13 protein-coding genes, 1 tRNA gene and 1 pseudogene are annotated in these 13,650 nt (G+C 67.5%); 6 read left to right on the forward strand and 9 right to left on the reverse strand.

Features of this window, described 5'->3' with window-relative positions:
* Positions 1 to 64: 64 nt before the first annotated feature.
* A tRNA-Leu gene (locus tag Q0916_RS03790) sits at positions 65 to 149 on the forward strand.
* Positions 150 to 318: 169 nt separating this feature from the next.
* Here the strand turns inward: Q0916_RS03790 and Q0916_RS03795 are convergent.
* The 5 genes and pseudogenes from Q0916_RS03795 to Q0916_RS03820 form a co-directional block, all read right to left on the reverse strand.
* Entirely contained in the window at positions 319 to 1,968 is a 1,650-nt protein-coding gene (locus tag Q0916_RS03795) for a long-chain fatty acid--CoA ligase (protein ID WP_299234594.1), read from the reverse strand.
* 107 nt (positions 1,969 to 2,075) lie between these two features.
* The gene (locus Q0916_RS03800; protein ID WP_299234597.1) at positions 2,076 to 2,747 is read right to left on the reverse strand and encodes an O-methyltransferase; all 672 of its coding nucleotides are present in this window, start codon (positions 2,745 to 2,747) and stop codon (positions 2,076 to 2,078) included.
* Positions 2,748 to 2,781: 34 nt separating this feature from the next.
* A pseudogene (locus Q0916_RS03805) lies at positions 2,782 to 3,096 on the reverse strand (mechanosensitive ion channel family protein); the annotation flags it as partial.
* A gap of 235 nt (positions 3,097 to 3,331) precedes the next feature.
* Positions 3,332 to 3,901, reverse strand: coding sequence for a thioredoxin family protein (locus Q0916_RS03815; RefSeq protein WP_299234603.1), 570 nt, complete (start codon positions 3,899 to 3,901; stop codon positions 3,332 to 3,334).
* 89 nt (positions 3,902 to 3,990) lie between these two features.
* On the reverse strand, positions 3,991 to 5,514 hold the full coding sequence (locus tag Q0916_RS03820; protein WP_299234606.1) for a sodium:solute symporter family protein: 1,524 nt from the start codon (positions 5,512 to 5,514) through the stop codon (positions 3,991 to 3,993).
* Between the two features lie 482 nt (positions 5,515 to 5,996).
* Here Q0916_RS03820 and Q0916_RS03825 point away from each other — a divergent pair, with 482 nt between their 5' ends.
* From Q0916_RS03825 to Q0916_RS03840, 4 genes are all read left to right on the forward strand, one after another.
* Positions 5,997 to 7,034, forward strand: coding sequence for an AbrB/MazE/SpoVT family DNA-binding domain-containing protein (locus Q0916_RS03825; RefSeq protein WP_299234610.1), 1,038 nt, complete (start codon positions 5,997 to 5,999; stop codon positions 7,032 to 7,034).
* A gap of 218 nt (positions 7,035 to 7,252) precedes the next feature.
* Positions 7,253 to 8,362, forward strand: a complete 1,110-nt coding sequence (locus Q0916_RS03830; protein ID WP_299234613.1) for an agmatinase family protein — start codon at positions 7,253 to 7,255, stop codon at positions 8,360 to 8,362.
* 75 nt (positions 8,363 to 8,437) lie between these two features.
* On the forward strand, positions 8,438 to 9,253 hold the full coding sequence (gene hisF, locus Q0916_RS03835) for an imidazole glycerol phosphate synthase subunit HisF (protein ID WP_299234615.1): 816 nt from the start codon (positions 8,438 to 8,440) through the stop codon (positions 9,251 to 9,253).
* 67 nt (positions 9,254 to 9,320) lie between these two features.
* Positions 9,321 to 10,145: a hypothetical protein gene (locus Q0916_RS03840; RefSeq protein ID WP_299234617.1), complete on the forward strand. Its 825-nt coding sequence runs from the start codon at positions 9,321 to 9,323 to the stop codon at positions 10,143 to 10,145.
* Positions 10,146 to 10,212: 67 nt separating this feature from the next.
* Here the strand turns inward: Q0916_RS03840 and Q0916_RS03845 are convergent, their stop codons facing one another.
* The 3 genes from Q0916_RS03845 to Q0916_RS03855 all read right to left on the reverse strand — a co-directional run bounded on the left by Q0916_RS03845 (position 10,213) and on the right by Q0916_RS03855 (position 12,290).
* On the reverse strand, positions 10,213 to 10,497 hold the full coding sequence (locus tag Q0916_RS03845; RefSeq protein WP_299234619.1) for a DNA-directed RNA polymerase subunit L: 285 nt from the start codon (positions 10,495 to 10,497) through the stop codon (positions 10,213 to 10,215).
* Positions 10,498 to 10,636: 139 nt separating this feature from the next.
* Positions 10,637 to 11,908 carry an amidohydrolase gene (locus tag Q0916_RS03850; RefSeq protein ID WP_299234621.1) on the reverse strand — a complete coding sequence of 424 codons (1,272 nt, stop codon included), beginning with the start codon at positions 11,906 to 11,908 and terminating at the stop codon, positions 10,637 to 10,639.
* A gap of 52 nt (positions 11,909 to 11,960) precedes the next feature.
* Positions 11,961 to 12,290: an uS10/mL48 family ribosomal protein gene (locus Q0916_RS03855; protein WP_299234623.1), complete on the reverse strand. Its 330-nt coding sequence runs from the start codon at positions 12,288 to 12,290 to the stop codon at positions 11,961 to 11,963.
* 92 nt (positions 12,291 to 12,382) lie between these two features.
* On the opposite strand from Q0916_RS03855, the gene Q0916_RS03860 reads away from it, so the two are divergent.
* A complete protein-coding gene (locus Q0916_RS03860; RefSeq protein ID WP_299234627.1) occupies positions 12,383 to 12,808 on the forward strand; it encodes a bis(5'-nucleosyl)-tetraphosphatase in 426 nt (141 codons plus the stop codon).
* A gap of 8 nt (positions 12,809 to 12,816) precedes the next feature.
* On the opposite strand, the gene Q0916_RS03865 is transcribed toward Q0916_RS03860, so the two are convergent.
* The gene (locus Q0916_RS03865) at positions 12,817 to 13,629 is read right to left on the reverse strand and encodes an RIO1 family regulatory kinase/ATPase (RefSeq protein ID WP_299234630.1); all 813 of its coding nucleotides are present in this window, start codon (positions 13,627 to 13,629) and stop codon (positions 12,817 to 12,819) included.
* Positions 13,630 to 13,650: the final 21 nt, after the last annotated feature.

A 13,650-nucleotide genomic window follows, 5' to 3' on the forward strand; every position in this document is an offset into this window, starting at 1 on the left:
CATCCGGGACCGCGCCGGGCGGTAGCGACAGCTATTTTTGGGTCATGGGAGTACGGTGGTCCGCGCGCGGGTTGCCGAGCCAGGCCAAAGGCGCAGCGCTTAGGACGCTGTCCCGTAGGGGTCCGCCGGTTCGAATCCGGTCCCGCGCATGAGCGAACAGAGTGAGCGAGGGAGCAGGCACGGATTCGAACCCTGGAAGACGAGCGTAGCGAGGTTTCATCCGGCGGTCCCAAACACTACAAAACGGCGTCGCACGCGTGCGTGAGCGATCGGAGTTCAGAGATCGAAAACCGGAGCGGATGCGACCGAACGACCGCCTCAGTCGTCGTCCGGCGCGGCTTCCTCGGGGACGGTCCCCTCGACGAGCGACTGGTCGGAGTACTCCTCGCGGATGTCCTTCTTCGAGAACTTCCCGGTTGCGGTCTTGGGGATCTCGTCGATGTACTCGATGGCGTCGGGAAGCCACCACTTGGGGTAGTCCGCGGCCAGGAGGTCCATGATCTCCTCGCGGAGCGTGTCGGTGTCCGCGCCCGCCGCCGGCACGACGAACGCGACCGGTCGCTCCTGCCACTTCTCGTGGGGGACGCCGACGACGGCCGCCTCGCCGACGCCGTCGTGGGCCATGATCGCGTTCTCGAGTTCGACCGAGGAGATCCACTCGCCGCCCGACTTGATGACGTCCTTCGCGCGGTCGACGATCTTGATGTACCCCTCGTCGTCGATGGTGACGATGTCGCCGGTCTTCAGCCACCCCTCTTCGAAGTCCTCGGCGTTGGCCTCCGGGCGCTCGAAGTACTCCTTCGTGACCCAGGGGCCGCGGACCCACAGTTCGCCGAAGTCCTCGCCGTCCCAGGCGACCTCCTTCCCGTCGTCGTCGATGACCTTCATCTCGAGGCCGGGCATGAGGATGCCCTGTTTCGTCCGGTGTTCGAGTTGGGTCTCGTAGTCCGCGTCCTCGAGGGTGTACTTGAGCTGTGAGACCGAGCCGATCGGCGACATCTCGGTCATCCCCCAGGCGTGGAGCAACTCGACGCCGCGGTCGTCGAACCACCGGATCATCGACTCGGGGGCCGCCGACCCGCCGACGATGACCGTATCGAGCGCGGAGAGATCGAGGTCGTTGTCCTCCGCGTAGTCCATCAGGCCGAGCCAGACCGTCGGCACGCCGGCCGTGATGGTGACGCCCTCGTCCTCGATGAGCCCCGCGATGTCCTCGGGGTCGGGCGAGGGGCCGGGGTAGACGTGTTTGGCCCCGGCGGCGGTCGCGGTGAAGGGCATTCCCCACGCGTTGACGTGGAACATCGGCACCACGGGCATGACGACGTCGTCGTCGTCCATCGGGATGCCGTGCGGCGTCAGCGTCGCCACCGTGTGGCTCCACAGCATCTGTTGGGTGTACTCGACGCCCTTCGGGTTGCCGGTCGTCCCCGAGGTGTAACACATCCCGGCCGGCTGTTTCTCGTCGAGTTCGGGCCACTCGTAGGCCGTCGAGTGCCCCTCGACGAACGCCTCGTAGGGCGTCGCATCGAGCGCGTCCGACCCGCTGTCGCCCATCACGACGAACTCGACGCCCTCGAACTCGGGGGCGTCCGCCGCCGCCTCGGCGAGTTTGGGCGCGAGCGACTGGTCGACGAAGAGCAGCTGATCGTCGGCGTTGTCGACGATGTACTGGATGTGCTCGTCGGGCAACAGCGGGTTGATCGTGTGCAGTTGTGCACCCATCGACGGGACCGAAAAGTACGTCTCGAAGTGCCGGTGGTGGTTCCAACAGAACGTCCCGACGCGGTCGCCCTCCTCGATCCCGTACTCCTCAAGGGCGTTGGCCAACTGCGCCGTCCGGTCGTCGTACTCGCTGTAGGTGTAGCGCTCGATCCCCTGGTGGGTCCGGGAGACGATCTCCCGGTCGGGGTAGAGTTTCGCCGCACGCCACAAGAACGGCCGCAACGTCTGGTCTGTCCCTCCTGGCATATCTATCGTGTAGGACCGTCGTGACTTCATTCTTTAGGAACGCACCCCACCCGCTCGGTCCGGCGAGCCGGGCGGGCTCGAGCGGCTCCGAGACCCCATGCTCCGTTTCAGCGCCGCCGCCTGCTGACCGCGAGCCCCTCTCCGAGCGGCAACAGCGTCGTCTCGAAGCGCTCGAGCGATCCGACGTGATCGAGGTACGCCCCGATCCCACGTGCTGCGTCGGCGTGTCGCTCGCCGTCGGTGTCGTCGCCCGACCCCTCGAGCACCCGCCGCAGCGTTCCGAACGCGAACGGTCCCTCGATCACGTTGTCCGCGACGACGACCCCGCCGACCGGGACCGCCTCGCGGATCGTCTCGAAGGCCTCGACGTACCGCCGCTTCTCGTTGTCGATGAGGACGGCGTCGAAGGGGCCCTCACAGTTCGCTGCGATTTCGATCGCGTCCCCGCGTTCGAACCTCGCCCGCCCGGCGTAGCCGCCGCGCTCGAAGTACCGCCGCGCGTCGTCGAGCTCCGCGGCGTCGAGTTCGGCGAGGACGACCTCACCGCCGGCCGGCAGCGCCCGAACGAACCAGTACGCCGAGTACCCGAACCCCGAGCCGAACTCGAAGACGCGCTCGGCCCCGACGAGTCCGGCGAGTTGCTGGAGCCAGCCGCCGACGGCGGGCCCGACGGTCGGAAACCCCGTCCGGACCGCCCGCCGCTCCATCTCGGCGAGTATCCGGTCCGGTCGCGGGCCGGTCCTCGCCGCGAAGCGCTCCGTCTCCTCCGGGACGCCCATGCGTGTACAAACCCTCGACGCGGGAGGCGGCTTATCAGTTCCGGCTCACCGGGAACGCGACGCGGTCGGGGCGTTCGTTCAGCCGATCGAGGATGCGCTCGCAGAGGTCCTCTCGGACCCGCTGGCCCCGCCGGGGGTGTACGAGATACCGCAACCGGAGGCCGATCCGGGACTGCTCTTGGTGGACGTTCACCGTCGGCCCGCCGCGGACCTCGAGTTCGACCGGCGTTTCGGCCAGCCGGCGGTACTGCTCGATCGCCCGCTCCATCTCCGCGCCGAGTCACTCGTCGACGACCTCGATCATCACCTCTTTGCTGAACCCCGGGTCGGTCTCGTAGGCGACCTGCACGACGAACCGAAGCAGGTTCCGGAGGTCGTGCTCCCGGCGCTTGTTCGTCGTTCGCGCCAGCAGGAACGTCGAGACGAGGAAGTACCCGCCGGTCGCCCGAGAGCACGCCGATGTCGATCCGTCCGACCGCGCTCCCGGCGGCGACACAGACGAACGCGGCGACCGACGACCCATACCCGAACCGGCGGTTCACGGCCGTTTTTCGCCCCGCGCCCACAAGAAACCGGCCGGCCCGTCACTCGCGCCACTTGATCGAGCACCCGCGGGAGGGCCGGAACTCCGCCTCCGGGGACTCCCCCGCGAGGACGCTCTCGATCGCGCTTCGGACCTCCTCGCCCGGCCGCCCGGAGGGCTCCGCCTCGGGGTTCAACGCGTCGTCGAAGCGGCCGTGGTACGCGAGCCTGAAGACGTCGTCGTCGTTCTCGAAGAGGAACGGATCGGGGGTACAGACGGCGCCGTAGGCCCTCGCGACCTCCTGGGTCTCGTCGCGCAGATACGCGGTGACGTCGATCTCGCCGCGCTCGACGTACTCGCGCATCGTCTCGAAGGAGTCCTCCGGGTAGGCCTCGGCGTCGTTGGGGTTGATCCCGACGACCGCGACGTCGCCGTACTCGGCGGCGATCTCGTTCATCGCGTCGAACTTCGCCTTGGCGTACGGGCAGTGGTTGCACGTGAACACGACGAGAACGGCGTCGTGATCGTCGAAGGACTCCAGGTCGTAGGTGTCGCCGTCGACGCCCTCCAACTCGAAGTCGGGGGCCCGGTCGCCGTGTTCCAGTACGTCCGACTCGGATTCCAGTGCCATAGGGTGTCGTCTCGCCGCGGCGACAAAACCCTATCCCACAGCCCCGAGGTCGGCCGCGGGCGAACCGCGAGGCCGGCGAATCCGGGCGCTCAGTCGTCGCTCGAGAGGAGACGGGTCTCCTTGGCCTCGGAGGGCAGCGGTTCGGGCGAGGACACGTCCTGTGTCACGTAGGCGATCGGCACGAAGACGACCAACGACAGCACGAAACTGATGAACGTCGGTAGGCCGTCGGGGATCGCCGCGATCGACTCGTTCGGGATGTACAGAAGCGTGTTCGGCTGCCCGTAGATCGTCTCCTTTCCGACGAACATGACGATGCGTGCGGTGAAGCCGAGGGCGATCGCCGCGATCGCCGCCGGCGTGTTCGCCTTGTCCCAGTACATCCCGAATGCGAACGGGACGAAAAGCCCCGCGAGCATCAGATCGAACGCGAGGACGAGGAGGATCCCCGTCTGGGGGAGCCCAACGGCGAAGACCACGCCGAGTATGGTGAACGGGACCGCGAGCCCCCGCGTCACGTACAGCAGGCGGTCGGACTTGCCCTGGGCTTTCCGCTTGCTTTCGGCCTCGACGCGAATGTCGAGGACGTTCCGCGCCACCACCGAGGAGGTGCTGAGTATCGCGCCGTCGCCGGTCGAGAGCGACGCGCCGACGATGCCGACGAGAACCAACACCGCCAACTCGGTCGGAACGAAGTTGAGCAGGTCGTACAACACGGGATCGCCCTCCGTGGGTGTGGCCCCGAGTTGATCGAAGATCGATTCGGCCGACAGCGCGACGTAGGTGAACGGGATCCCGATGATGAGCGTCCCGGCGCTGCCGATGAAGCAGGCCTTCTGTGCGGTGTCGGGGCTGTCCGCGGCCAACACCCGCTCGATGAAGTCACTCGCGACGACGTCGCCGAGCCCCAACGCGGCCAGCGTCGCCCAGTTGACGTAGGCCCCCATCGCGGGATCGGTCAACTGGACCGTGTCCGTCGCCCCCATGCCGTCGGGGACCACCAGCCCGAACTGCGTTGCGACGTACGCCAACAGGAACACCGACCCCAGAAACGCCAAGAACGCCTGGAGGATGTCGGTGTAGGCGACGGCTAGGAGGCCGCCCGCGACGGTGTACACGAAGATGACCGCCGAGATTATCAACACGCCCTGCAGAAAGGTCGTGCCGAGAAAGACCTCGAACAGAAAGCCCCCGGCGACGAGGTTCCCCGCGAGCAGGAAGGCGTAGGCCACGGTGAGCGTCGCCGCCGCCGCGATCTCGACGGCCCGGCCGTACTTCACCCGGAAGAAGTCACCGACCGTCAGGAGGTCCATGTTGTTGAGCGGTTTCGCGAAGAACACGCCCGTAATGAACAGACACGTCGCCAGCCCGATCGGCAGCGACGCCCCGGCCCAGAAGCCGAACTGCGATGTCAGGTCCGTGTTGCCGAGCGTCGCGTTGGTGTCGAGCGACTGCGCCATGAGCGTCGCCGCCGCGAGCGGCAACACGAGGTTCCGCCCCGCGACGATGAAGTTCTCGCTGCTTCCCTTTATCCGCCGTGACATGTACAGCCCGATCCCGACGACGATGGCCATGAAGACGCCGACGCCGCCGATGACGGCGATGTCAGTCATCGACCCGATACCTCCGTTTGCTCCCGCCCCCCTTCGGCGCCCGACGACGGACCCCGGGCGGCCGGTGCTTCTCCGACCGATCGGCGGCCGGCGCCGACCGGTCTGCGACAACCGGATTGACGATCGTACCGTTTTACTCGCGAAACGCGTTCAAGTCGTCCATTGAGCATGGATATTACGGGAAACAACGAAATTACTGATAACCGTTATCCACTAATTGTTATTTTCTGAGTTAGGAACACGGGCGTGCATAGACAGTTCCCGTACGTATATACTCTTCCAGTACACCCCGAACGTATGCGTGCGTCCTAGTACTGTTGGAGCATTTCCCCCGGTATGCACCTCGAGGCGAGCGAACCGGACGATCTTTCGGTATTTCGTCGTGGAACCGAACGAGCACCCACACGAATTCGTATATACACGTTGTAACAAACACCACCGTATATGAACACCGTCCCCGGGGCGGAACGCCGAACCCGCCCATGATCAGAGACCAGATCAAGACGAAACGGAAGGTACAGCAGCTTGGGGCGTCGACGCTCGCCGTGACGCTGCCCGCGGAGTGGGTGCACGAACAGGGCATCGAGAAGGGCGAGGAGGTGATCATCCAGCGCGACGAGAGCGGCGGGTCGTTGCTCGTGGTCCCCGACGAACCCAGCGACGGGGACCGCTCGGTCGCGATCGACGCCGACGGGATGTCCCGCGAGGCGCTCGAACGCGCCGTCGTGGCGCAGTACGTCCTCGGGCGACAGATAATCACCGTCGACTCCGAGCGGGCCTTGGAGTCCGAACACTACGACGGGATCCTCGACGCCGAACAGCGGCTCATCGGGCTGGGCGTCGTCGAGGAGACCGAACACAGAATCACCATCAGGTGCTCGGTCGCCCCGGGGGACTTCGAGCTGCCGCAGCTGTTAGAGCGGCTCGGGCGGACGGAGTCCTCGATGCGATCGGACGCCTTCGGCGCCTTTCTCGACGGCGACGGCGCGCGCGCCCGGCGGGCGAAAAAGCGCGAGCGACGGATGGACAAGCTGTTTTCGCTGTTTCTCCGATTGGTGTTCACCACCTACCGGAACCCCCGATTGAACCAGTCGGTCGGCCTCGAGACCGGGTTTCCGCTCATCGGGTACCGGTCGGCCGCCTGGAGTCTCGTCCTGATGGCCGACACCGCGAGACACACCGCGGAGCTGGCGGCGGACGCCGACGGGGAGACGGTCGAGGGGACCACCCGCGAACGGCTCGAATCGGGCATCGACGCGATGGACCGGGCGGTCGAGGCGTCGCTCGCGGCGGCCATCGACCCGACATACGAGGGCATCGAAGCCGCGAACGAGGCCCTCGAGGCGGCCAACGCCGAGTGCGCGGCCATCCGGGAGTACATCGAAACCGAACGCCCCGAGCGCGCGGTCGTGCTCGATCGGGTCGTGATATACCTGTTGCAGATCGGAACGTACGCCGCCGGCGTCTCCGACGTCGCCACGCACCTCGTGTTCAGACAGCGCCCCGAGGACGTGCCCTAAACTCCCGCCCCCGGCCCGGGACGGCCCGCGTGTTTGAGTGTGTATATACAGTTTATACACGCATCCGTAGTACCCCCCTCCATCGGTACTGCCGATGTCGTATTACGTGTTTGAAGGAACGTTTTAGTTTCCCGACTGAAAACGGATCTTTGTCGACTTACGCGACGTCGCGCTCGGCATACTTCGAGTGAATCCGGCGCGTGAGGAGGAACCACAACATGGACGAACGAACCGGCGAAGACATCTACGGCGAGAAGCACAAGGACGCGAACGAACCGATATTCTCCGGTATCCCCTCGTTTCTGAAGCTGCCGACGGCGGTCGAAGAGGAGGAACTGGCGGAGTCCGACGCGGACATCGCCATCCTCGGGGCACCACTGGACACGGCGACGACGATCAGGCCGGGGACCCGCTATGGCCCGCGTGCGGTGCGGGCCGCCTCGACCGTCCCCTCGCCGCCGTACGAGCATTTCAACATCGAGACCGGCGTCGACCCCTTCGACACGTTCAGCGTCGTCGACCACGGCGACGCGACCATCACGCCCGGCGATACGAAAACGAGCCAGGAGAACATCGAGGACGCCGTTGCGAGCATCGTCGAGACCGACACGATGCCGCTCGTCATCGGCGGCGACCACTCGATCAGCTACCCCGACATCAAGGGGTGGGCCGAGGCCAACGGCTACGACGACATCGGCCTCATCCACTTCGATTGCCACGCCGACACCGGCGAGGACGGTCTCACCGGGTTCAAATACGACCACGGCGCGTGGGTCAAGCGGGTCCACGACCTCGGGATCATGGACGGCGACAACTACACGCTCATCGGCCCCCGGGGCTTTTGGCCCGGCCCCGACACCTACGAGGAGATGCGCGAGGCCGGGATGAAGTGGTACACCGCCGACGATGTCGCCGAGTACGACCTCTCGGCGATCGCCCAGGACGCCGTCGACCGGGCGACCGACGGCACGGACGCCGTCTGGATCTCCTTCGATGTCGACGTGATGGACCCGGCGTACTGTCCGGGGACCGGCGAACCCGAACCCGGCGGACTCATGCCCCGGGAGGCGTTCACGATGATCCGCGAGGTCACGAAGCAGATGGACCCCGACCACGTCGGGTTCGACGTCGTTGAGGTCGCCCCCCAGTACGACACGAGCGACACAAACTCGTATAACGGCGGCATCACGAGCGGGTTCGCGAACCGGCTCTGCATCGAGGTGATGGGCGGACTCGCCCTCGCCGAGCGGGGCCTCGAGTCCGGATCGCCGATCAAGCCCAAAGAGCCGCTGCGGACGGCTCCGCCGGCGCCGGCCGACGACGACTGACGCACAACGGGACTGCGGCCTCGTCGGTCGTTCCGAAACGGTCAAAGCCGCTCTCGGCCAACGTCGGGGTACCGAATGACGCTCACCAAACGCATCATCCCCTGTATCGACGTCGACCTGGACGACGAGGGGGAGGCGGCGGTCTACACCGGCGTCAACTTCGAGGACCTCGAGTACACCGGCGACCCCGTCGAGTTGGCGAAGAAGTACAACGAGGCCGGCGCCGACGAGTTCGTCTTCCTCGACATCACCGCCTCCGCCGAGGGCAGGGAAACGATGCTCGACACCGTCTCGGCCGTCGCAGACGAGTGTTTCATTCCGCTGACGGTCGGCGGCGGCATCCGCACGACCGAGGACGTCAAGGAGACGCTCCGGGCCGGCGCGGACAAGGTCTCGATCAACACCGGCGCGATCGAGCGTCCGGAACTGATCGGCGAGGGCGCCGCCGCCTTCGGCAGTCAGTGTATCGTCATCTCCGTCGACGCGAGACGCCGCTTCGACGGCGACGGCGAGTACTACGCCGACGCCGGCGGGGAGTCGTGTTGGTTCGAGTGCACCGTCAAGGGCGGCCGGGAGGGAACCGGTCTCGACGCCGTCGAGTGGGCCCGCGAGGCGGCCGACCGCGGCGCCGGTGAACTGTTCGTCAACTCGATCGACACCGACGGGACGAAGGACGGCTACGACATCCCGCTGACGAAGGCGGTCTGTGACAACGTCTCGACGCCGGTGATCGCCTCCTCTGGGTGCGGGTCGCCCGCCCACATGGACGAGGTGTTCACCGAGGCCGGCGCCGACGCCGCCCTCGCCGCGTCGATCTTCCATTTCGGGGAGTACTCCGTCGACGAGACGAAGCGCCACCTCGCCGATCGGGGGATCCCCATCCGCCCGTGAGCGACCCCGACCCGGCGGGCGCGGACGGTGACACAGCTTTATTCGCCCGCCGGCCCGAACGGACGCCGTGAAGTGGCGGTGTGCGTGGTGTGGCCGGGAGTACGACGCCGAGGAGCCGCCGTGTGACACGTGCGGCCACGAGACGTTCGATCCCGTCTCTGACTCGGAGGGCGATCCCTCGCCCTTCGGCGGCGGCTCCGTCGCGTGGGTCTGTGCGGACTGCGGTCGCGAACACGTCAAGCACTCGCCGCCCTGCGCGCGGTGCGGCGGCCACGACCTCGAACGCCGCGAAACCGGCGCGGAGGACCTCTCCGAGGAGGTGGCCTCGCCGGGGTACCTCTCGGTCGGCAAGCCTTACCTCGCCGGCGTCGCCCTCGTCGTTGCGCTCGTCGCGCTCGTCGTCACCGGCGTCGTTCCGTTCCCCGGGTTCGGCGCTCCGCCCGCGCCGCCGGACGCCCCCGGCGACGCCGAGCGGGCGGGCGACATAGCCCTCGCGGAGGCCGAGGCGGCGCTGTACGACCGCTTCGAGACCGAGCGGCGATCGGCCGGAGCGCCGGAGCGCTCCTTCGGCGACGGCGGCACCGACGCCTACGTCGCCTACGTCACCGGCCACCGGGTGGCCCAGCGGTACGACCCCGACTACGACGGCTCGGTCCCCGACCCGGAGGCGTTCGACCTCCAGTGTGGGAGCCGGCCGATCCTCGGCGTCCTCTCGCCGTCCGTCGACGCCGGCGCGTACGACGACGCCGAGGGCTTCGCCGACGCGCTCGCGGCGGCGCTGTTGGCCGACGACGAACTCAGAGAGGCGGCCCTCGCGGACCGGGACCGCGAGGCGGTCTCGATCCACGTCGCGCCGGACGGGACCGTCTTCGTCGGCTACCTCGCCTGTTGAGCGACGCAGCGAACGGCCTAAAAAATAACCGGGGCGGAACCGCGCCGGAGGACGGACCCCGAGGCGATCAGGCGGCCGCCTCGTAGGCCTCCCGGAAGGCGTCGGTCTTCTCTTTGACGCGCTCGGCCCCAGCCCCGAGGGCGTCTAAGGGGGCGACGCTGCCGTCGGTCTTGACGCTCACGATCGGGTCGGTCTGTCCACCGGACTGCTCGGGGTTCATGTCGTACGTCGCCGCGGTGACGCCTTCGACCTCAAGCAGCGAGCCCTTGAGCACGTTCATGAACGTGTGGTCCTCGCCTTGGATCTCGATCGAAAGCTCCGTCTCGAGGTTCTCGATGACGCGTAGGTCCATTGGGTGTACGTACTCCCATCGGCCGTATGAGCGTTACGAACCGCGGGGAGCGACGAGCCCCCTCGGGGAGCGAAACGCGCCGGCGCGTCGGACCGAACGGAGAGAAAACCGAGACCCCGGCGACGACCCGATCCGACGACTAGGGCCGGAGCCGACTCACGCGTTCGATCGCGTCGCACACCACGTCGACCCCGACCCCGAGCGACGCCTCGTCGACGTCGAACGTCGCGGTGTGGTGCCCGCCGGGGTGGTCGGTGCCGACGGCCAGATACGTCGCGAGCCCGCCGTTGTCCTGGACGCGCTGCATGAGGAAGGTCGCGTCCTCGCTCCCGCCGATGCTGCCGCGGCCCGTCGCCCGCTCGACGTCGGGGTGCGACCGGGCGGCGTCCCGGACGATCCCGAGTAGCTCCGCGTCGCTCGTCGCCGAGGGCGCCTCGCCTTCGATCGTCGTCTCCGTCTCGCAGTCGTGCGAGACGGCCGCCCCCTCGAAGACCGATTCGGCGCGCTCGAAGACGTGATCGCGGATCTCGGTCGTCCCGCCCCGGACCTCCCCGTGGATGAACGCCTCCTCGGGAACGATGTTCGTCGCCGTCCCGCCGCCGACGCGCCCGGCGTTGACGCGCGAGGGCCCGTCGCTGTGGCGCTCGATCCCATAGAGGTTGCCGACCGCCGTCGACATCGCCTGCACGGCGTTTCGGCCCTCCTCGGGGCGCGCGCCAGCGTGCCCGGGATGACCCTCGAAGGTCGTGTAGAACTGCGTCACGGCGAGGAAGTCGTCGATCCCGGCGACGATCTCGCCGGTGGGGTAATCGAGCCCCACGTGCAGCGCAAAGAGGTACTCCACGTCGCCGATGTGCGCCGACTCCGACATGGGCTTCCCGCCGCCGATCACCTCCTCTGCGGGCTGGAAGAACACCTTCAGCGTCCCCGAGAAGTCGCTTTCTGCGATGGCTTCGACGACGCCGAGACCGATCGTCGCGTGGGCGTCGTGGCCGCAGGCGTGCATCGCACCGGTCTCGGAGCGAAACCCCTCCCGCGCCGGCTGGTGTGACTCGTCGGTCGATTCCTCCCGCGGGAGCCCGTCGATGTCCACCCGGAGCCCGACCGTCGGCCCGTCGCCGCGCTCGACGACGGCCACCGCGCCGGTCCATCCGCCCTCGAGCGTTTCGAGGACGGCCGGATCGGCGCCGGCCTCCCGGGCCCGCTCCATCCAGGGTTCCAACTCGTCGGCCCCCGGAACCGCCAGACGATCCGCACCGAGGGCGTCCCGTCCGACGTGCAGTTCCTCGACGCCGATCGCATCCAGTTCCTCGACGATCCGCGCCGTCGTCCAGAACTCCCGCCAGGCCGGTTCGGGGTGGCGATGAAACTCCCGTCGCAGTTCGATCAGCCGGTCGTCGTCGACGCTCATACCCGGATCTCTCCCCGGACGAGTATAAGTCCACGCCGTCCGCTCGGGGTGTTCACCCGCTCCCGGGGGTCGAAACGCGCTCGACGTCGACGTCTAAGTGGACCCCCTCGGGGCGCTCGCGGCTCGCGACGTTCCGCGCGAACTCGTCGTGACCGACGACCTCCATCCGCCGTTCGTACACCGTGTACCGCCAGCTTCCGAACAACCCGCCGTTCGCGTCGAGCCGTTTCGCCTGCGGGACGGAGACGTCGACCGGCGACTCGGCGTGGGGGCCGCGCAACTCGACGCCTTTCCGTTCGGCGCGCCGCTTGATCCCCCGAGCGACGCGTTCGAGGACGTCCCGGTCCCCGCTCTGTAGCGTGAGTGTCGTGACGAACGGCATTGGCGTGTCTGGACGCTCGAACGACAAAAACGCATCCATCGGCGCGCGGCCGTCCGACATACATTTATTACACGGCCGTGTACCGTGGCGTAATGATAGAGGCCACGAGCGCGGGAGCGATCCTCTTTCGCGATACGCGTGGCCGGCGCGAGTATCTGCTGCTCAAGTCCCGCCCCGGCGATTGGGAGTTCCCGAAGGGGGGCATCGAGGGCGAAGAGGAGCTACAACAGACCGCCATCCGCGAAGTGAAAGAGGAGGCCGGAATCGAGGACTTCCGGCTGCTGAACGGCTTCCGTGAGGACTACGACTACGTGTTCGAGGCGAACGGCAACACCATCCACAAGACCGTCCACCTGTTCATCGCGAGGTCCTATGAGGCCTCCGCGGAGCTCTCCTCGGAGCACCGCGACCTGCAGTGGCGCGACTACGAGCAGGCGATCAACACGATCACCCAGGACGGCCCCCGGGAGATACTGGAGCAGGCCCACGAGTTCATCGACGAGGAGACCGAGGAGTAGCCGGCGGGTCAGGCGGCGAGCTTCTCGATTTCGCCCTTGAGACGCGCCGTGTCGAAGCCGTGATCGGGCCGCAGCCCGACGAAGCCGAGAAACTCCAAGGCGGCGAGTAGGTCCTCCGTCGAGTACACCGAGGCGGCCGCCTCGACCGCCGTTCGGGGACCGACCAGCGGCGCGAGCGACGCAAGCGCACACGCGAGGTCGTACGCGCGGGCGTCGTCGATCGCCGCCTCGCGCATCCGCGTCGCGTCGATGAAATACAGGGTATCGACGCCGTCGTCGTTCGGCGCGACGAGGACGTTTTCGGCCCGGAAGTCGCCGTGTCCGAGCCCGGCGTCGTGCATCACGCTGAGGTTCTCGAACACCGCCGGGGCGAACGCCTCGGCCCGATCGGCGGGGAGCTCACCGAGCGTCCGAAACTCGGGGAGATAGCCCAAGACGACTACCCCGAAGCCCTCGTGTTCGAACGCCTCGATCGGCCGCGGGGCGTCGACGCCCAACCCTCGCATCCGCTCCGTCGCCGCCAGCTCGTGTTCGGCCATCTCTAGGGGCGTCGAGAACCGCTCGAAGAACCCCTCCGTCCCCGAGGAGAACGCGCCGATGTTCCGCCCCGTCGTCAACAGCGCGTGCACCAGGGTGTGCTGTTCGGCGATGACCTTCACGAACCAGGTGTCGTTGAGGACCAACGGGACCGACAGCCAGTTGTCCGCCTCGAGGCGCTCGACGGACGCCGGCGGCTCCCCGAAGCGGCGCGTGACCTCCTCGGCGATCGCCGCCAGTTGGGACTCCCCAACGCTCGCCCGGAGGAGGCGTCGGAACGCCATGCCGGCCGTAGTCGGCGTCGA

The sequence above is a fragment of the Natronomonas sp. genome, from assembly GCF_028274965.1.
Classification (GTDB): domain Archaea; phylum Halobacteriota; class Halobacteria; order Halobacteriales; family Haloarculaceae; genus Natronomonas.